Origin of the sequence: Phycicoccus sp. Soil802, from assembly GCF_001429605.1 — a bacterium.
Taxonomy (GTDB): domain Bacteria; phylum Actinomycetota; class Actinomycetes; order Actinomycetales; family Dermatophilaceae; genus Pedococcus.
Map to the genome: position 1 here is coordinate 220058 of NZ_LMSS01000002.1, position 17770 is coordinate 237827.

The window sequence follows — 17770 nt, forward strand, 5'->3', positions numbered from 1 at the left end:
CAGGTGGGAGGGGGTCAGGCGTCGCCGGCCGCCTCGAGCGCGGCGATGTCGAGCTTCTTCATCGTCATCATCGCGGCGAAGACGCGGGCCGCGCGGTCGGGGTCGGTGGAGAAGATCGCGTCCCAGTCCTGCGGCACGATCTGCCACGACAACCCGAACTTGTCCTTGAGCCAGCCGCACGGTCCCTCCTCGCCGCCGTCTGCCGTCAGCGCGTCCCAGTAGTGGTCGATCTCCGCCTGGTCCGCGCAGTCGACGGTGATCGAGATGGCCTCGTCGAAGGTGAACTGGGGCCCGCCGTTGAGCCCGACGTAGGGGACCCCGTCGAGCTCGAACGCGACGGTCAGCACCTCCCCAGCCCGCTCCCCGCTGTCGTCGGGGTAGCGGGCGACGGTGCCGATGGAGGAGTTTGGGAACACCGAGGTGTAGAAGGTCGCGGCGTCCTCCGCCTGGCGGTCGAACCAGAGACAGACGTACTGGCGTGGCATGGCGTGCTCCTCAGGGTCGGGGGTGGGTCGGGTATGACTGGTGTGGGATAGACCGCCACCGGCCCCGGAACTCATCGCGCGGTCAGCTTCGCCTCGGATGCGCACTCATGACGACACTCCTCGCTGAGGGGGCACTTGCGGATCCTCCGGGCAGTGAGACGTATGTGGGGTCAGAGGGTGACGGCCCCTGGCTGGACACGTTCGGCGGTCCGTCCGCGTCCCGGCAGAGATCGGAGCCAGAGCCCGGGTATGCCGTAGCGTCGCCACCGTGGCCCCGTCACCTCCGTCGCTGCTCACGGCACCGCGCTCCGACGCCGACGTCCCGGCATACTGGCGCGCGCTGGGGCTGCCCGGACTCGCCGACATCCACGTGCACTTCCTGCCCGAGCCGGTGCTCGCGAAGGTGTGGGCCTACTTCGACCAGGCGCAGGAGCACTACGGTCAGCCGTGGCCGATCCACTACCGCGACGACGAGCCCACCCGGATCGCGACGCTGCGCGCGCTCGGGGTCCGTGCCATCCCCGCCCTCGCCTACCCCCACAAGGCCGGCATGGCGCAGTGGCTCAACGACTGGTGCGCCGACTTCGCGACCCGAGTCGACGGCGCGGTGCACTGCGCCACGCTCTTCCCCGAGCCCGGCGTGGGCGAGCAGGTGCAGCGCTCGCTGGAGTCGGGGGCGCGGCTGTTCAAGATGCATGTGCAGGTCGGTGGCTACAGCCCGGACGACCCGCTGCTCGACCCGGCCTGGGACGCGCTGGAGCGGGCCGGTGTGCCGGTCGTCCTGCACGCGGGGTCGGCGCCGAAGGAGGGCGCCTACACCGGGCCGAAGGCCGTCGCGGCAGTCCTCGACCGCCACCCACGGCTGACGTTGGTGGTGGCCCACCTCGGCATGGGGGAGTACGACGCGTTCGCCGACCTCGTCGAGCAGTTCCCGCGCGTGCACCTCGACACGACGATGGCCGGCACCGACTTCAGCAACCGGTTCGCCCCCCTGTCGCCGTCCTACGTCGAACGGCTCGGCGCCCTCGGTGACCGGGTCGTCCTCGGCTCCGACTTCCCCAACATCCCCTACCCCTACGCCCACCAGGTCGAGGCCCTGCACCGGCTCGGCCTTGGCGACGAGTGGATGCGGAAAGTGTTGTGGCACAACGGCGCCCGACTCCTCCGGTTGGAGGTCGACGATGCCTGACGTCCCCGACGCCGGCGCGCTCGCCGCGGCCCTGCGCAGTCTGTATGCCGTGCCGCCCGAGGAGTTCATGAGCGAGCGCAAGCGCCTGGTCACCGTCGAGAAGGCGGACGGCGACCCCGCCGTGGCCAAGGAGATCGGCACCCTGCGCAAACCCAGCCTCGCTGCCTGGGCGGTCAACCTCCTGGCCCGGGAGGCGCCGGACCTCGTGGACGGCCTGGCCGACCTGGGCGGTCGGATGCGCGCTGCCCAGGGTCGGCTCGACACCGACACCCTGACCTCGTTGCGCCCCGAGCGTGACCGGCTGCTCGAGGAGGTCGTGCGGACGACGGTGCAGCTCGTCGCCGACGCGGGACGCACCTGCAGTGCGGCGGCGCAGCAGGACGTGCGGGCGACGGCGATCGCCGCCCTCGCCGACGAGCAGGCGATGGCGGCCGTGGCGTCCGGTCAGCTCGCGCGGACGTTGTCCTACAGCGGTTTCGGTGAGGTGGACCTCGCCGAGGCGGTCGTCCGCACCACGTCGGGCGCGATCCTCTCCGTGGTGCCGGGAGGCGGAGGTGGTGCCAGGTCCGCCCGCGGCGACCGACCCGACAGCCGCGACGAGGCGGACGCGGAGGACGCGGGCGACGAGGCCGACGAGGAGCAGCTCCGCGCGGCGCTCGAGCAGGCCGAGAAGCAGCTCGCCGCAGCGGAGTCCGACGTCACCCGGGCCCGGGAGCGAGCGGAGGAGACCCGCGAACGGCTGGCGGTCGTCGAGCGCCAGCTGGCCAAGGCCCGCGAGGCCGACGAGCGGGCGCTCGAGGCGGTGACCGACGCGGTCCGGGCGCGCAAGGCCGCCGAGGCCACCCGGCACACCGCGCAGGAGGCACTCGACCGGGCACGGTCGGACGGCTGACCGCCGACGGCTGCTCGGGACGCGACCGACCGCGATGGCGGGTACCTTGGCCGGACGGAGGTGGCCAGATGGCGCAGGAGCAGGTGGGGATCGACCCGGAGGTCGAGCCGAGCGGGACCGGATGCGTGGAATGCCTTGCGGTGCAAGGCTGGTGGGTCCACCTGCGTCGGTGCGCGCAGTGCGGACACATCGGGTGCTGCGACTCGTCGCCGAGCCAGCACGCGAGCCACCACTTCGAGGAGACCGGCCACCCGGTGATGGCCAGCTTCGAGCCGGGGGAGGACTGGTTCTGGGACTTCGCCCGCGAGCGGGGCTTCCGCGGCCCACGGTTGGCCGACCCGCAGAGCCATCCCGAGGACCAGCCCACCCCGGGTCCGGCGGGGCGCGTCCCGGCCGACTGGCAGAGCCACATCCACTAGCCGCGAGGACAGCCGCGCCACACCGTCGCCTCAGGGTTGACCCTGAGAGTGACTAGTCACACCGAGGGTCGATCTGGGTATCTGCCCCCATGTACGGGGGTGCCCTGAGCCGGGACGGTTGACTCATGGCCCTCCAGACCGAGCTGATCCCGCCCACGGCACTGACCGCACCACTGCGGCCGGTGACCGCGCGGGGTCGGCTCGCCCGCCGCGCTCCTGGGGGAGGACGCGGCGGGCGGGGGGCCGCCAAGCTGCTCGTGACGGGCGCGCTCGCAACCGGCATCGTCGCGCTGGCCCTGCCCAAGGTGGCCGGCGCCGAGTGGGCCGACATCGCGACCGCGCTCAAGGGCCTGACCGTCGGCCAGCTCGCGGTCCTCACCGTCCTCTGGCTGGCCGGGCTCTGGGTGCAGACCCCCGCGCTCACCGCAGCCCTCCCTGGGCTGTCGCACCGCAGGGCGCTGATGCTCAACCTCACCGGCTCGTTCGTCTCCAACCTGCTGCCCCTCGGTGGCGCCGCCGGCACGGTCGCGAACTGGCGGATGGCGCGGTCGTGGGGCTTCGAGTCCCCGGCCTTCGCGCGGTGGGCCGTCCTGACCAACCTCGTCGACACCCTCCTCAAGTTCGTCCTGCCGGGGCTCGCGCTCGTCTGGCTGGGCGTCGCGGGGGTCGAGGTGTCGAGCAGCGTCAGTACCGCCGCCTACGTCGGGCTCGGCCTGCTCACCGCAAGCATCGCCGCCGTCTGGCTGGTGGCCCGCGACGACCGCGCGGTGCGGTGGCTCGGCCGGGTCGCCGACCGCGTCGTGGCCCGCGTCCACTTCCTGCCCAAGGCCGACGAGGGGTACGCCGAGCGCGCCGCGTCGTTCCGCCGCGAGAGCGCCGGGCTCGTCGCCGCAGGCTGGGGGCGGATGGTCGGCGGCAAGCTCGCGTATGCCGCGCTGCAGGCCGTGCTGCTCTGGGCCTGCCTGCGGGTGGTGGGCGCCGACGTGCACCCCGCCATCGTGGGTGCGGCCTTCGCGGTGGAGCGGATCCTGACCATGGCGGCGATCACCCCCGGGGCCACCGGCATCGTCGAGCTCGGGATGACCGGGGTGCTCGTGGCGTTCCACGGCGAGCCGGCCACCGCTGCCGCGGGCGTCCTGCTCTACCGCGCGTTCATCTTCGGCATGGAGATCCCGGTCGGCGGGCTGTCGATGCTGGCCTGGTCACTCCGCCGCCGCAGCCTTGCCCTCGCGGCCTGACGGACCCCCGCACGCTCGGGTCTTTGATGGCTTGACCCCACCAGGGCGTGGTCAAGCCATCAAAGACCCCCGGGTGGGACCAGTCAGGCGGTTCGCTCGAGGAGGAACGCGAGGACGGCGGCCTGGGTCCGCAGCCGCGCGGCATACTCCCCGAGCCCGCCGGCCTCCGACTCCTCCGCGGCGTGGATCCGGTCCTGCCGTTCGCGCTCGACGATCTGGCGGACCTCGTCCTGGCTCAGCTCTCGCCGTGGGGCTTCCGTGGCGCCCAGCCCGACGGCCGCACCGGCGATCGGGCCATCGGTGAGCGGCGCGGCGTCGTCGACCGGCACGGCCTCGGCGTTCGCGATCGCAGCGAGGGCGGCCCGCACCACGGACACGGTGTCCTTGTCGCCCACCCGCATCGCGGGCAGCAGCGAGGACTGCAGCAGGGCTCGCAGGTCGGCACTCACATCCCGATCCTCGCACCGGCTCACGGGCTGGTGGACGTGAACCCGCGCAGGCGGAGGCTGTTGGTCACGACGAAGACCGACGAGAGAGCCATGGCGGCACCGGCGATCATCGGGCTGAGCAGGCCGAGCGCGGCCAGGGGGATCGCGGCGACGTTGTAGGCGAAGGCCCAGAACAGGTTGCCGCGGATGATGCCCAGGGTGCGACGGGCCAGCCGGATCGCGTCGGGGGCCGAGCGCAGGTCGCCTCGGACCAGGGTGAGGTCGCTGGCCTGGATCGCCACGTCGCTCCCGGTGCCCATCGCCAGCCCGAGGTCGGCCTGCGCCAGCGCGGCCGCGTCGTTGACGCCGTCGCCGACCATCGCGACCGTGCGGCCCTGCTGCTGGAGGCGCCGGACGACCTCGACCTTCTCCTGCGGCAGCACGTCGGCGACCACCTCGTCGATGCCGACCTGGTCAGCCACCGACCGCGCGGCGGCCTCGTTGTCCCCGGTCAGGAGGATCGGGTGCAGCCCCAGCGCACGAAGCTGCGCCACGGCGGCCGCCGAGCTCTCCTTCACCATGTCGGACACGACGAGCACGCCCCGGGCCAGCCCGTCCCACGCGACCACGACGGCGGTCGCGCCGCGTTGGTGGGCCGACTCCACGGCATACCTGAGGTCGTCGGGGACGGCCACCGCGCGCTCGGTGAGCATCCGTGGCCGGCCCACGAGGACCGCGTGCCCCGACACGCTCCCCGAGACGCCGAGCCCCTCGCTGTTGGCGAACCCCTCGACCCCGGGCAGTGCGCCGGCCGCGAGGGCGGCTTCGGCGACGGCGCGCGCGACGGGGTGTTCGGAGGCGTCTTCGATTGCACCGGCCAGGCGGAGCACCTCGGCCGCGTCCTCGCCGTCGGCGGGCACCACGTCGGTGAGTGACATCCGACCGGTCGTCACGGTGCCGGTCTTGTCGAGCAGCACGGTGTCGACCTGGCGGGTGGACTCGAGCACCTCGGGCCCGCGGATCAGCAGGCCGAGCTGGGCGCCGCGGCCGGTGCCGACCATGAGGGCGGTCGGCGTCGCCAGCCCGAGGGCGCATGGGCAGGCGATGATCAGCACGGCGACGGCGGCGGTGAAGGCAGCGGTCCAGCCGGCGCCGGTGCCCACCCAGAAGCCCAGGGTGGCCGCCGCCAGGAGGATCACGACGGGCACGAAGACGCCCGAGACGCGGTCGGCGAGCCGCTGCACCTGCGCCTTGCCGTTCTGCGCGTCCTCGACCAGCGTCGCCATCTGGGCGAGCTGGGTGTCGGCGCCGACCCGCGTGGCCCGGACGACCAGGCGGCCCCCGGCGTTCACGGTGGCGCCGACGACAGAGTCGCCGGGACCGACCTCGACCGGCACGGACTCACCCGTCACCATCGAGGCGTCGACGGCCGAGGTCCCGTGCTCGACGGTCCCGTCGGTGGCGATCTTCTCGCCCGGGCGCACGACGAACCGCAGGCCGACGACGAGCTGCTCGACCGGGATCCGCTCCTCGCGGGCGTCGTCTCCCTCGCCGCGCAGCACCGCGACGTCCTTGGCCCCGAGCTCGAGCAGCGCCCGCAACGCCGCGCTGGAGCTCCGCTTGGCGCGGGCCTCGGCATAGCGCCCGGCCAGGAGGAAGGCGGTGACGCCGGCCGCTGCCTCGAGGTAGATGTTGCCGGCGCCGTCGGCGCGTTCGAGCGTGAACCGGAACGGGTGGGTCATCCCCGGGACGCCTGCCGTGCCGAGGAACAGCGCGTAGAGCGACCAGCCGAACGCCGCCAGCGTGCCGACCGACACGAGGGTGTCCATCGTCGTCTGCCCGTGCCGCAGGTTGGTCCACGCGGCCCGGTGGAACGGCCAGCCACCCCACACGACCACTGGCGCGGCCAGGACGAGGGAGGCCCACTGCCAGTAGTCGAACTGCCACGCCGGCACCATCGCCAGCACGACGACGGGCACGGCGAGGGCCACCGAGACGAGCAGCCGCTGACGGAGCAGGGCGGTGGGGTCGGTCTCGGCCCCGGGGCCGGCGGCCGCGTCGGCGCGGGCGACGACCGGGAGGGACGCCGTGTAGCCGGTGCGCTCGACCGTCGCGAGGAGGTCGTCGGTCGAGACCGTGGCCGGGAAGCTGACCTTCGCCTTCTCGGTGGCGTAGTTGACGGTGGCCGTGACGCCCTCGATCTTGTTGAGCTTCTTCTCGATCCGCGTCGCGCAGGAGGCGCAGGTCATGCCCCCGATGACGAGCTCGACCGAGTCCGCCTCGACGGGCCCGGGCGCGGCGGTGGTGTCAATGGCCATGAGCCGGCGCCTCCTGCCCAGCAGTGACGGTGAACTCGGCGGTCCGCACGACGCCGTCGTGCTTGAAGTCGAGGTACAGCCGGTAGGTGCCGTCGCTCGGGGCGGTGGTGTGGAACACGATCGCCGGCCCCGGCTCCGTGCGGCCGTCGCCGGGGGCGCCGTCCGGGTGGACGTGCAGGTACGCCAGGTCGCCCTGGCGCAGGGCCACGAGGTGCCCGTATGCCGCGAGGTAGGGCTGCAGGTCGGTCACCGGGGTGCCGTCCCGGCTCACCGACAGCGTGAGCCGGGAGTCGTGGCCCGGGGTCAGCGTGCCGTCGAGCGTGACGGTGTAGCCGTCCACGACTGCCGTGGTCGCCGGCACCGGCAGGGGAGTGGGCGTCAGGGTGCCGGACACCAGCAGGTCGGCGCCCAGCGTGAGCGGCGCGACCGCACCGGCGGGGTCGAAGTCGGCGAAGACGCGCCAGCTGCCCGGCGCCAGGCTGGTCGGCACGGACCAGGTGCCGTTGTGGTCGAGCCGCGGGTGCAGGTGGGCGAAGCCGCTCAGGTCGCGCCGCGCCAGGATGAGGTGCAGGTCCTTGTCGTGCGTCGTCGTGTAGCTGCGCAGGGGCTGGTTGTCCGGACCGAGGATGCGGAAGCTCAGCGCGCCGTCGTCGACGGGTTCGGCGACGGGGTGGTCGAGGACCAGCCGGTAGCCGTCCTGCGCGACCTGCAGGCCGCCCGGGACCGCCTCGGCCGCGGCGTCCCCGCTCGCGGCGGCACCGTGGTCGGCAGCCGGGCTGGTCGCGACCGCCCCGCCGTGGCCGTGGCCGGCTGCGTTCGGTGCCCCGGTCGCGGAGGTGCGGTCGGCGGCTCGGTCGGCACCCGGCACACCGAGGTCGGCGACGCGACCGATGCCGAAGGCGGCTCCGAACGCCACGGCGACCCCGGCGCCGAAGGCGGCGACGCGGGTGACGGCGTTCACGTCGCCAGGCTGTAGTCGCCCGCCTCGTCGAGGGCCGCGGCGACCTCAGCAGGGGTGAGCTCGCGTGAGGTCTCGACGCTGACGGCCGAGGTGCCGCCCGCGACGAGGTCGACGGTCACGCCGGACACGCCGTCGAGGGCGCTGAGCTCCTCGGTGACGGCGCTCGCGCAGTGGCCGCAGGTGAGTCCGACGACGTCGAAGTTCTGGGTGCTCATGGGGGTGCTCCTTGGGTGTCAGGGTGGTCGGGTCAGGACCGGACGAGCCGGGCGATCGCGTCGGAGGCCTCGCGGACCTTGTCCTGGGCCTCGGGACCGCCGCGGCGCGCGGCGTCGACCACGCAGTGCTCCAGGTGCTCCTCCAGCAGCTCCAGCGAGAACGACTGCAGCGCCTTGGTGGCGGCCGACACCTGGGTGAGGATGTCGATGCAGTACTTGTCCTCCTCGACCATCCGCTGGAGGCCGCGGACCTGCCCCTCGACCCGGCGCAGCCGCTTGAGGTGGCTGTCCTTCTGGTCGTGGTACCCGTGGTGCGTCTCGGTGTCAGCCATAAAGACACCATACCCCCCTATGGTATCCAGTCAACCCCCTGCCCCCTCACAGGAACCTTTGCTAGCAAACAAAAGTGGATGGSGGACAGGTTCCAACCTGTCCGCCATCCAGCAGTCCTTGCTAGCAAAGGTTCCTCGCGGAGGTCCCTTGCAGGGTCGTCAGCGCATCGGGTCGAACGGCTTGAGCTGCTCGACCTGCTTGCCGGTGACCATCGTCTCGGCGAGGAGGCGACCGGTGACCGGGCCGAGGGTGATGCCCCACATGCCGTGGCCACCGGCGGCGAAGACGCGCGGCGACTTCGTGGCACCGATCAGCGGCAGGCCGTCGACGGTGCAGGGGCGCGAGCCGACCCACTCGTCCTGGCGGTTGTCGAGGTCGGCGCCGCGCAGGAGCGGGCGGGCGGCCTCGGCGATGGCCTGGATGCGGCGCTGGTCGAGCGCGGCCTCGGGCTTGCGGAACTCCATCATCCCGGCGACGCGGAGGCGGTCACCGATCGGCGTGCAGGCAACCCGTTGGGCGGGGAAGTAGACCGGGCCGTTGGGCACGTGGTCGATGGCGACCGAGAAGGAGTAGCCGCGGCCGGCCTGCACGACGTTCTTCACGCCGAACTGCCGCGCGAGCTTGCCGAGCCAGGCGCCGGTCGCGAGGACGGCGGCGTCGAACTCCTCGACCGAGCCCTCCGCGGTGGTGACGACCACGCCGGTGCCGGTGTCGCGGATGTCGGCGACGGTGGCGGCGTCCATGATCTTGCCGCCGCGCGCCCGCACCGAGTCGGCGAGGGCGTGCACGTAGGTGCCCGGGTCGATGAAGCGCTGGCCCTTGAGCAGGATCGCGGCGCCGATCTCGTCGGACAGGCTCGGCTCGATGGCGCGGGCCTGGTCACCGGTGAGGGCGTCGAACTCGATGTCCTGGCCGGCGGCGTGGATGTGCTCGATCTCCTCGAGCAGGGTCACCCGCTCGGCCTCGGTGCGGTAGGACGCGAGGAACGACTTGGCCTCACGGGTCTCGGCCTGCACGCCACCGTCACGCAGGAGGTCGAAGCTCTCGAGCGACAGGTCGTTGACCGGCACGAGCGAGCCCATCGCCTTCTTCCACTGCTTCATCGTCGAGTTCCTGGTGAACCCGGTGACGAACTTGAGGAACTTGGGGTCGGCACTCGGCGGCACGTAGACCGGCGAGCTCGGCGACAGCACGGCGCGCAGCCCGTACTTCAGGACGGCCGGCTCCGGCAGCGGCGTCGCGATGCCGGGGGTCAGCCACCCGGCGTTGCCCCACGACGAACCTGCGGCGACACCCTCGCGGTCGAGGACGGTCACCTCCACACCGTGCTCCTGGAGGAACCAGGCGGTCGACAGACCGACCATGCCGGCGCCGACGACGGCGACGCGCTGGGGGACGGGGAGACCTGCTGCAGTGATGGGAGCCATAGATCGAGAGTGACAGCGCAGCCGGTATGCCGCCTTGGGCCGGGCGCATGAATCCCACGACGTGACTTGTGCCGGGAGCACAAACAGGAGCACCCTGAGCAGGTGCTCGCCGTCACCGACCTCGTGGCCACCCTCGGGGGCCTGCTGACCCTCGGGGTGCCGCATCCGGGTGCGGAGGTCGACGACCTGACCATCGCCGAGCCCGGCCAGGGGATCGTGGGCCAGCCGGGCGACCTCGTCCTCGGCGTCGGCGTCGAGTCGGCCGAGTCGGCGGCCGACCTCGTGCGGCGGGCCGCCGAGGCGGGTGCGGGTGGCGTCGTGCTGCGGCGTGGCATCGCCCGGCGACGCACCGTCCGGGACCGGGCCCGGCGCAGCGGGATCGCCCTCGTCGAGCTCGCGGAGCAGGCGTCGTGGGCCCACCTGGTCTGGCTGCTCCGCGGGGTCATCGACCGCGCCGCCGTGGGCCCCGGGCGCCGTGCCGACGCCCCCGTGCAGGACGACCTGTTCGCGCTCGCCGACGCGGCCGCAGCCCTGGTCGACGCCCCCGTCACCATCGAGGACGCCCAGTCGCGGGTGCTGGCCTACTCCTCCAAGCAGGACCTCACCGACCCGGCCCGCGTCTCGACCATCGTCGGCCGCCGCGTGCCCGACGAGGTGCTCGCGACCTTGCGGGCACAGGGCGTCTTCCGCCGGCTCGCCCGGTCCGCCGAGCCCGTCTTCGTCCCGGCCTCGGGTGGCACCAAGCCCCGCCTGGTCATCCCCGTGCGCGCGGGGGGTGAGTGGCTCGGCTCGATCTGGGCCGTGGTCGAGGAACGCCCCCCGGCCGCCCTCGTGACCGAGCTGGTCCAGACCTCCTCGGTGGTGGCGTTGCACCTGCTCCGGCTGCGGGCCCAGGCCGACCTGTCCCGCCGGGTCGCCGCCGACCGCCTGCGCGGCGTCCTGGCCGGCAACACCAGCGGCGCCGCCGACTGGCTGCCGGCCGGTCCGTGGCGCGTCGTCGCCCTGGGCGGCGAGGGTGACCCGGTGCGCCTGCTCGACCTCTGGGAGTCGGTCTGCCGGCGGCACGCCTGGAACCAGCCGCTGCTCGCCGACCTCGACGGCCGTGGGTATGCCGTGGTGCGGGACAGCGACGAGACGTCACCCGGGACGTGGGCCTGGCTGGTCGGCGTGGTCGCGCAGGCCCGTGCCGAGTCGCTGGCGCTGACCGCGCGGGCCGGCCGCCCGGCATACGCACCGGGGGAGCTGGAGCGCTCGCGCGGTGAGGCGCAGGAGACCGACCGGGTCGTGGATCCGGCCGTGGCCGTGGCGGCGCACGAGGAGGTGTGGGCCGAGGTCACCATCGCCCGGGCCGCGGGCACGCTGGTCGGAGCCCCCCTCGGCCCACTCGCGGTGCTGCGGGAACACGACGCCGAGCAGCACAGTGACTACCTGCGCACGCTGGCCGCCTGGCTGGACCATCCCGGTGCGCCCACCAGCGCCGCGCGCTCGATCCACGTGCACCCCAACACGATGCGCTACCGGATGGCCCGCATCGCCGACCTCGCTGGGCTCGACCTCGACGACGCCACCGTGCGGCTCGCCGTGCGACTCCAGCTCGCCGCGGCCGGTCAGTCGTTCCAGTAGTTGTCGTGGTGGCGCATGAACTCGTCGCGTTCCTGGTCGGTCATGGTCTCGCCGGCGGCGACCCGGGCGAGGCCCTCGAAGTAGGCCTCGCGAGGGGCGCCGGGCGCGAAGTGCAGCAGCATCGACGCCGGGCCCGACTCGTTGTGGAACCCGTGCAGCCCACCCGGCGGCACGTGCACGTAGTCACCCGGACGAGTGGTGTTCCAGCCCTTGCCGTCGAAGATGCTCACCTCACCGGACAGCACGTAGAAGGACTCGGCGAGGGTCCTGTGGAAGTGCGAGTCGGGGCCTGACCGCGGCCCCGCGAACTCCCACCGGTAGAGGCCGAACAACCGTCCGGTGGACTCGCCGGTCGACAGGTAGTGCACCCGGTTTCCGTTGGGGTAGAGGACATCCGGCTCCGCGTCGCTCAGGCGGATGGTCGCGCTGACCTCACCCGTGGTGCCGTCGTAGAGGGGCGGTGGATAGCTCATGCCTGCCATCCTGCCCGGGCGGCCGCGAGCGCGCGACGGGTGCGCGCAGCCGGGGGCGGCGCCGGCGTCAGACCGCGACGGCGGCCGGGAGCCGGTGCAGCGCGTCGACGAGGGGAGCCAGCTCCGGGGTCTGCTCGGCTTGTCGGATGGTGTCCTCGAGCACGCGGTCATGCGTCGGCCGGGCCGCCTCGAGGAGCTTGACCCCGGAGCGGGTGAGCTCGGTGTAGATGCCCCGACGGTCGTCGGCGCAGAGGATCCGCCGGATCAGCTTGCGGTCCTCGAGCCGGTTGACCAGGCGCGTCGTCGCACTGTTGGACAGTGCCGCCGCGCGGGCCAGCTGCGACATCCGCATGTGCCAGCCGTCCTGTCGGGAGAGGGCGTCGAGCACGGTGAACTCCACCACCGACAGGTCGTGGGCGCTGGTGAGCTCACGCTCGAGCGCCGACTCGATCAACCCGTGCAGCGCGGCGAGGGTCCGCCAGCCCTGGGCGCGCACCTCGACGGCATCGTCTGCGATTCCCATGTCTGCATCATAACCCGCATTTGCAACAACCCGCGCGTGCAACTATCTTGCAACATACGCTGGTTGTTGCACACGCGGCATACCGGCTCGGGAAACCCGGAGACCACGAGACCCGACACTCCGACCGCACGGAAAGGCACGACATGCCCCTCGGACTCCTCGCCCTCGCCATCGGGGGCTTCGGCATCGGGCTCACCGAGTTCGTCATCGCGGGGCTGCTGCCCGACGTGGCGGCGGACTACGGCGTCGACGAGGCCGCGGCCGGCTGGCTGATCTCGGGCTATGCGCTGAGCGTGGCCCTCGGGGCAATCGGCCTCACCGCGGCGGTCACCCGGTTCAACCGCAAGCACGTGCTCACCGCCCTGATGGTGCTCTTCATCGCGGGCAACCTCGTCTCGGCGAACGCCCCCACCTACGAGGTGATGCTCCTCGGGCGGATCCTGGCGGCGCTGACCCACGGCGCGTTCTTCGGCATCGGCTCGGTCGTCGCCGCCAGCCTGGTCGCACCGGAGAAGAAGGCCGGCGCGATCGCGATGATGTTCGCCGGGCTGACCACGGCCAACGTGCTGGGCGTGCCCTTCGGCACCCTGCTCGGCCAACAGCTCGGGTGGCGCGCGACCTTCTGGGCGATCAGCGTGATCGGCGTGCTCGCCCTCGTCGGCATGGCCACCCTCGTGCCGTCGCAGCCGGTGTCGGCCACTGACGCGGGGCTGCGCGGAGAGCTGGGGGCGTTCCGGTCGGGCCAGGTGTGGCTGTCCCTGCTCGTGACCGTGCTCGGCTTCGGCGGGATGTTCGGCGCCTTCACCTACATCGCCTACACCCTCACCGAGGTGTCCGGCTTCGCGTCCTCCACCGTCCCGTGGCTGCTGGTGCTCTTCGGGGTCGGCCTCTTCGTCGGCAACTGGGTGGGTGGACGCGCGGCCGACCGCTCGGTCCCCGGCACGCTCACCGTGGTGCTCGCGACGCTCACTGTCGTGATGGGGGGCTTCGCGCTCACCGCCTCCTCGCCGGTCCTGGCCGTGGTGGGGCTGGTGCTCATGGGTGGCTTCGGGTTCGCCACCGTGCCGGGGCTGCAGATGCGGATCATGACGTATGCCGGCTCGGCACCGACGCTGGCCAGCGGCGCCAACATCGCGGCGTTCAACGTCGGCAACGCCGCAGGTGCGTGGCTCGGCGGGCTCACCATCACCGCAGGGCTCGGCTATGCCTCGACCATCTGGGACGGCGCCGCGCTCAGCCTCGGCGCCCTGGTGGTGCTGCTGGTCGCCGAACGCCTCGCCCTCCGCTCGTCCGCCATCTCCGAGCCTCGCCTCGAGCCTGCGGCATCCGCGAGTCTTTGACGGGTTGACCCCACCCGGGCGTGGTCAACCCATCAAGGACTCGGCTCGTGGGTCGGGTCAGGAGGGGTGGAGGCTGGCCAGCAGGGTGGCGTAGCGGTCGAGGACGGCGGTGCCCTCGCCGGTGACGGGTGGGTCGAGGGTGGCCTCGTACCTGACCTCCCACTCGGGCGGGTGGTCGTCCCCGCCCAGCACCCACGCGGCCTGGCGGGCGGCGCCCAGCCCGACGTACTCACCGGGCTCCGGGATCGCGACCGGCACGCCGAAGAGGCCGGGCGCGACGGCTCGCACCGCGGCCGAGGCGGCGGCCCCGCCGATCAGCACCACGCGCTCGACGGGCAGGCCGAGCCGCCGCACGTCGGCCACCCCGGCGACGAGGTTGGCGAGCATCCCCTCCACCGCGGCCCGGGCGAGGTTCTCCGGGGTGGCGTTCGCGCGGGTGAGGCCCCCGAGGGTGCCGGTGGCGTCGGGCAGGTTGGGGCTGCGTTCGCCGTCGAGGTAGGGGAGCAGCGTCAGCCCACCCGCCCCGGGCGCGGCCGCGAGGGCGAGCCGGTCGAGCCCGGCGAGGTCGGTGCCGAGCAGCTGGGCGGCAGCGGTCAGCACCCGGGCCGCGTTGAGGGTCGCCATCAGCGGCAGGTGGCCGCCGGACGCACTCGCGAACGACGCGATCAGGCCGTTGGGGTCGGCCACCGGCCGGTCGGCATCGGCAAAGACGGCGCCGCTGGTGCCGAGGGAGACCACGACGTCGCCAGGGCGCAGCCCCAGCCCGAGCGCGGCCCCGGCGTTGTCGCCCGTGCCGGGTCCGACGACCATCCCGAGATCGGTGCGGCCCGCGACCTCGTGGGGCCCCAGGACTGTGGGCACCCCGAAGACCCGTCCGAGGGCGAGCTCCTGGAGCTCGGGGAGGTAGGAGTTGTCGGTGCTGGAGAAGTAGCCGGTGCCGGAGGCGTCACCGCGGTCGGTGGTGTAACGCTCGAAGCCGTTGCCCTGCTTGAGGATCTGCGCGGTCAGCCAGTCGTGCGGGAGGACCACGTCGTGCACCCGCGCGGCATTGTCGGGCTCGTGCTCGGCCAGCCACCGCACCTTGGTCACGGTGAAGCTGGGGACCAGGGCAGACCCGGTGCGGCGCACCCACTCCTGCGGCCCACCCAGCTCGTCGGTGAGGTCACGGGCGGACTGCGCGGAGCGGGTGTCGTTCCACAACAACGCCTCCCGCACCACCGCACCGGACTCGTCGAGGGCGCACATGCCGTGCTGCTGCCCACCGACCGCGATGCCGGCGACGTCGTCGAGCAGCCCGTCGGCCGTCGCCGTGGTGAAGGCGTCCCACCACCGGTCGGGGTGCACCGACGTGCCGTCAGGGTGCGGCGCCCGTCCGGAGCGGACGATCTCACCGGTCGCGGCGTCGCAGACGACGACCTTGGTCGACTGCGTGGACGAGTCGACACCCGCGACGAGGGTGCGAGGGGCGTCGGGCATGAAGGCCTCCGGGACGGGCGGGCAGGGCGACCGTAGGGTCGGCACGAGATGCGCTGCTGGTGGTGCCGGTCAGGCTCTCACGCCCGGCCCGTCACCGCCTCCGTCGACATCCCGGGCCTGGTTGACTGTCGCTCAGATGAGCGCGATGATGCGCAAACGAGTTCGTCGAGCATGTCGGCGCACCCCGGACCCTGTCAATGGGAAGGACGGACACGTGGAGGACGACGGACCCGCCGAGCTCGTGATGCTCGCGGCGGTCGCGCGCCGCCACTACCTCCAGAACCAGTCGAAGGTCGAGATCGCCGACGAGCTGGGGATCAGCCGTTTCAAGGTCGCCCGGATGCTGGAGGCCGCCCGGCAGCGGGGCCTGGTCCGGATCGAGATCGTGCGGCAGGGGTCGCTCGACGTCGACCTGTCGGCGCGGCTCCAGGAGCGGTTCGGACTTGCGCACGCGGTCGTCGTCGACACCGCCGATGCCGACCCGGGAGCCGTGCGTCACCAGCTCGGCCGGGCGGCCGCCGACCTGCTCGCCGAGGTGCTCGTCGAGGGTGACGTGCTGGGCCTGCCCTGGTCGCGCAACGTCAATGCGATGGTCGGCGCCCTGACCAGCCTTCCGCGCGTCGACGTCGTGCAGCTGACCGGGGCGATCGCCCTCCCTGACCTCGACAGCAGCGCCGTGGACATCGTCCGCCGCGCAGCACGCGTGTCCGGAGGTAGGGCATTTGTCTTCTATGCGCCATTCGTCCTGGACAGCAAATCCAGCGCCGATGCGCTGCGCCGTCAGCCGGCCGTCGTGGACGGCCTGGCTCGGGCCTCCGGCGTGACCAAGGCCGTCGTCGGCATCGGCGGCTGGCAGCCGGGCGAGTCGACGATCCATGACCTCCTCGACGCGGCCGAGCAGCGCGACCTGACCGCCCGGGGAGTCATCGGCGAGCTGGCTGGCATCTTCTTCGATGCGAGCGGAAAACCGTTGCGCCCCAAGGTCGCTGCGCGTCTCATCACCATGGACCCCGACGACCTGACCCGGGTCCCGGAGGTCATCGCGGTGGTCTCCGGAGCCTCGAAGTCGACGGCCGTGCACGCCGCGCTCGACGGTGGGCTGGTGCAGGGACTCGTGGTCGACGCGACGCTGGCCGACGTGCTGCTCGCGGGCTGACCCACCCCCTCGACGCACCGGTCAGTCCGGCGGTTCGTCAGTCCGCTCCTGGCCCGCAAACCCCGTCGCGTTTGGTCGCCCCGGAAATCGGGTAGATGGCACGTAACCGACCAACAACGCGAACGGCACCTCTTGCACTATTCGCTCGGGGGTGGCATGGTCGAAACAGATGTAAGCGCTTTCAACGATGAGAGAGGCAGACCTGTGGCGACCGGTGCGACGCAATCCAACGGGACGACGATCTACTCCGTCGCCGAGCGCGCCGGGGTCTCGATCGCCTCCGTCTCCCGCGTCCTGCAGGGCTCCACCGCGGTCTCCGAGAAGACCCGCAAGCGCGTCCTGGACGCGGCCGAGGAGCTCAAGTACGTGCCGCTCGCTGCGGCCCGCAGCCTCGCCGTGCGCCACCACGAAGCCCACGGGCTCGTGCTGCCGGAGCTGTCCGGTCCCTACTACTCCGAGCTCCTGATGGGCTTCGAGTCGCGGGCCGCCGACCTCGGCCAGAGCGTCGTGCTCATGCTCGCCGAGGGCAAGGACAACCTCCCCGCGGCGGTCCGCAAGCTCGCCACCCGCGTCGACGGCCTCGCCATGCTGGGTTCGGCGGCCATCCCCGAGAGCACCGTCACCGCCCTGCACGGCTCGAAGCCGGTCGTCCTGATCGCCGGCGACCCGCGCACCGACGTCGACACCGTGACCTCGGAGAACACCCACAGCGCCGAGGAGCTCACCAGCCACGTCCTCGGGCACGGTCGCCGCACCCTCCGCTTCGTCGGTGACCCCGACTCGGGTCCCGACGTCCGAGACCGGTATGCCGGTTTCCTCGCCGCCCACTCGGCGGCCGGCCTGACCGCCGCGGAGCCGCTGCGCATCTCGCTGCGCGAGGCGGACGGCACCGCCCTCGCCGACCGGATCCTGTCCGGCGACCTGGCGACCGACGCCCTCGTCTGCGCGAACGACGAGCTCGCCCTCGCCCTGATCAAACGGCTGCGCGAGGGCGGCACCAGGGTCCCCGACGACGTGGCCGTCGTCGGCTGGGACGACGTGATGACCGCGCGGTACATCGAGCCCGCGCTGACCACCGTGCGTCAGCCGGTGCGAGAGCTCGGCGCCCAGGCGGCCGAACGGCTGCACCAGCGTGTCACCGGCGGCAGCGTCGAGGCCGGCCCGCTGGTGATCCCGACCCACCTGGTCCTCCGGTCGTCGTGCGGCTGTGCCCCCGGCCACCGCCCCGACCCACCGGACTGAGCCGCGGACTCCGCAGTCCGTCCCACCCCCAG

18 protein-coding genes are annotated in these 17770 nt (G+C 72.8%); 8 read left to right on the forward strand and 10 right to left on the reverse strand.

All coding sequences use genetic code 11. From position 1 onward, the window contains the following. Window positions 1-14 precede the first annotated feature (14 nt). Window positions 15-485, reverse strand: a complete 471-nt coding sequence (locus ASG91_RS04500; protein WP_056921429.1) for a VOC family protein — start codon at window positions 483-485, stop codon at window positions 15-17. 268 nt (window positions 486-753) lie between these two features. On the opposite strand from ASG91_RS04500, the gene ASG91_RS04505 reads away from it, so the two are divergent. The 4 genes from ASG91_RS04505 to ASG91_RS04520 all read left to right on the forward strand — a co-directional run bounded on the left by ASG91_RS04505 (window position 754) and on the right by ASG91_RS04520 (window position 4223). Then, window positions 754-1674, forward strand: coding sequence for an amidohydrolase family protein (locus ASG91_RS04505; RefSeq protein WP_235545403.1), 921 nt, complete (start codon window positions 754-756; stop codon window positions 1672-1674). Next, window positions 1667-2566 (forward strand): hypothetical protein, encoded by a 900-nt coding sequence (locus tag ASG91_RS04510; protein WP_056921430.1) that lies wholly within the window; start codon window positions 1667-1669, stop codon window positions 2564-2566. Before ASG91_RS04505 ends, ASG91_RS04510 begins: the two co-directional genes overlap by 8 nt. 68 nt (window positions 2567-2634) lie before the next feature. After that, complete coding sequence (locus tag ASG91_RS04515) at window positions 2635-2985, forward strand: UBP-type zinc finger domain-containing protein (RefSeq protein WP_056921431.1); 351 nt, start codon at window positions 2635-2637, stop codon at window positions 2983-2985. A 125-nt stretch (window positions 2986-3110) separates the two neighbouring features. Beyond that, window positions 3111-4223 carry a lysylphosphatidylglycerol synthase transmembrane domain-containing protein gene (locus tag ASG91_RS04520; RefSeq protein ID WP_056921432.1) on the forward strand — a complete coding sequence of 371 codons (1113 nt, stop codon included), beginning with the start codon at window positions 3111-3113 and terminating at the stop codon, window positions 4221-4223. A gap of 83 nt (window positions 4224-4306) precedes the next feature. Here the strand turns inward: ASG91_RS04520 and ASG91_RS04525 are convergent, their stop codons facing one another. From ASG91_RS04525 to ASG91_RS04550, 6 genes are all read right to left on the reverse strand, one after another. Next, complete coding sequence (locus ASG91_RS04525; protein ID WP_200961219.1) at window positions 4307-4672, reverse strand: hypothetical protein; 366 nt, start codon at window positions 4670-4672, stop codon at window positions 4307-4309. 20 nt (window positions 4673-4692) lie between these two features. After that, on the reverse strand, window positions 4693-6969 hold the full coding sequence (locus ASG91_RS04530; RefSeq protein WP_056921433.1) for a cation-translocating P-type ATPase: 2277 nt from the start codon (window positions 6967-6969) through the stop codon (window positions 4693-4695). Next, window positions 6959-7930, reverse strand: a complete 972-nt coding sequence (locus tag ASG91_RS04535; protein ID WP_056921434.1) for a hypothetical protein — start codon at window positions 7928-7930, stop codon at window positions 6959-6961. Before ASG91_RS04535 ends, ASG91_RS04530 begins: the two co-directional genes overlap by 11 nt. Further along, window positions 7927-8145, reverse strand: coding sequence for a heavy-metal-associated domain-containing protein (locus ASG91_RS04540; protein ID WP_056921435.1), 219 nt, complete (start codon window positions 8143-8145; stop codon window positions 7927-7929). Before ASG91_RS04540 ends, ASG91_RS04535 begins: the two co-directional genes overlap by 4 nt. 32 nt (window positions 8146-8177) lie before the next feature. Next, window positions 8178-8477 carry a metal-sensitive transcriptional regulator gene (locus ASG91_RS04545; protein WP_056921436.1) on the reverse strand — a complete coding sequence of 100 codons (300 nt, stop codon included), beginning with the start codon at window positions 8475-8477 and terminating at the stop codon, window positions 8178-8180. Between the two features lie 159 nt (window positions 8478-8636). Continuing rightward, window positions 8637-9905, reverse strand: a complete 1269-nt coding sequence (locus ASG91_RS04550) for an FAD-binding oxidoreductase (protein WP_056921437.1) — start codon at window positions 9903-9905, stop codon at window positions 8637-8639. A gap of 102 nt (window positions 9906-10007) precedes the next feature. Between ASG91_RS04550 and ASG91_RS04555 the strand changes: the two genes are divergently transcribed. Continuing rightward, window positions 10008-11528: a CdaR family transcriptional regulator gene (locus ASG91_RS04555; protein WP_056921438.1), complete on the forward strand. Its 1521-nt coding sequence runs from the start codon at window positions 10008-10010 to the stop codon at window positions 11526-11528. On the opposite strand, the gene ASG91_RS04560 is transcribed toward ASG91_RS04555, so the two are convergent. Together ASG91_RS04560 and ASG91_RS04565 are read right to left on the reverse strand one after the other, a co-directional pair. Beyond that, window positions 11513-12001, reverse strand: a complete 489-nt coding sequence (locus ASG91_RS04560; protein WP_056921439.1) for a cupin domain-containing protein — start codon at window positions 11999-12001, stop codon at window positions 11513-11515. The genes ASG91_RS04555 and ASG91_RS04560 overlap by 16 nt on opposite strands. A 67-nt stretch (window positions 12002-12068) precedes the next feature. Beyond that, complete coding sequence (locus tag ASG91_RS04565; protein ID WP_056921440.1) at window positions 12069-12524, reverse strand: MarR family winged helix-turn-helix transcriptional regulator; 456 nt, start codon at window positions 12522-12524, stop codon at window positions 12069-12071. Between the two features lie 143 nt (window positions 12525-12667). Here ASG91_RS04565 and ASG91_RS04570 point away from each other — a divergent pair, with 143 nt between their 5' ends. Then, complete coding sequence (locus ASG91_RS04570; protein WP_056921441.1) at window positions 12668-13864, forward strand: MFS transporter; 1197 nt, start codon at window positions 12668-12670, stop codon at window positions 13862-13864. 57 nt (window positions 13865-13921) lie between these two features. Here ASG91_RS04570 and ASG91_RS04575 read toward each other — a convergent pair whose 3' ends face one another. Continuing rightward, complete coding sequence (locus tag ASG91_RS04575) at window positions 13922-15340, reverse strand: FGGY family carbohydrate kinase (protein ID WP_056921442.1); 1419 nt, start codon at window positions 15338-15340, stop codon at window positions 13922-13924. A 214-nt stretch (window positions 15341-15554) separates the two neighbouring features. Here ASG91_RS04575 and ASG91_RS04580 point away from each other — a divergent pair, with 214 nt between their 5' ends. Both ASG91_RS04580 and ASG91_RS04585 read left to right on the forward strand, forming a co-directional pair. Then, on the forward strand, window positions 15555-16496 hold the full coding sequence (locus tag ASG91_RS04580; RefSeq protein ID WP_162257501.1) for a sugar-binding transcriptional regulator: 942 nt from the start codon (window positions 15555-15557) through the stop codon (window positions 16494-16496). A 204-nt stretch (window positions 16497-16700) separates the two neighbouring features. Beyond that, window positions 16701-17738: a LacI family DNA-binding transcriptional regulator gene (locus ASG91_RS04585; protein ID WP_056921443.1), complete on the forward strand. Its 1038-nt coding sequence runs from the start codon at window positions 16701-16703 to the stop codon at window positions 17736-17738. Window positions 17739-17770 lie beyond the last annotated feature (32 nt).

Coding starts and splice junctions, on each gene's coding strand:
- ASG91_RS04500 (WP_056921429.1), bottom strand. CDS start 485: ATGCCACGCCAGTACGTCTGTCTCTGGTTCGACCGCCAGGCGGAGGAC.
- ASG91_RS04510 (WP_056921430.1), top strand. CDS start 1,667: ATGCCTGACGTCCCCGACGCCGGCGCGCTCGCCGCGGCCCTGCGCAGT.
- ASG91_RS04515 (WP_056921431.1), top strand. CDS start 2,635: ATGGCGCAGGAGCAGGTGGGGATCGACCCGGAGGTCGAGCCGAGCGGG.
- ASG91_RS04520 (WP_056921432.1), top strand. CDS start 3,111: ATGGCCCTCCAGACCGAGCTGATCCCGCCCACGGCACTGACCGCACCA.
- ASG91_RS04530 (WP_056921433.1), bottom strand. CDS start 6,969: ATGGCCATTGACACCACCGCCGCGCCCGGGCCCGTCGAGGCGGACTCG.
- ASG91_RS04540 (WP_056921435.1), bottom strand. CDS start 8,145: ATGAGCACCCAGAACTTCGACGTCGTCGGACTCACCTGCGGCCACTGC.
- ASG91_RS04545 (WP_056921436.1), bottom strand. CDS start 8,477: ATGGCTGACACCGAGACGCACCACGGGTACCACGACCAGAAGGACAGC.
- ASG91_RS04550 (WP_056921437.1), bottom strand. CDS start 9,905: ATGGCTCCCATCACTGCAGCAGGTCTCCCCGTCCCCCAGCGCGTCGCC.
- ASG91_RS04560 (WP_056921439.1), bottom strand. CDS start 12,001: ATGAGCTATCCACCGCCCCTCTACGACGGCACCACGGGTGAGGTCAGC.
- ASG91_RS04565 (WP_056921440.1), bottom strand. CDS start 12,524: ATGGGAATCGCAGACGATGCCGTCGAGGTGCGCGCCCAGGGCTGGCGG.
- ASG91_RS04570 (WP_056921441.1), top strand. CDS start 12,668: ATGCCCCTCGGACTCCTCGCCCTCGCCATCGGGGGCTTCGGCATCGGG.
- ASG91_RS04575 (WP_056921442.1), bottom strand. CDS start 15,340: ATGCCCGACGCCCCTCGCACCCTCGTCGCGGGTGTCGACTCGTCCACG.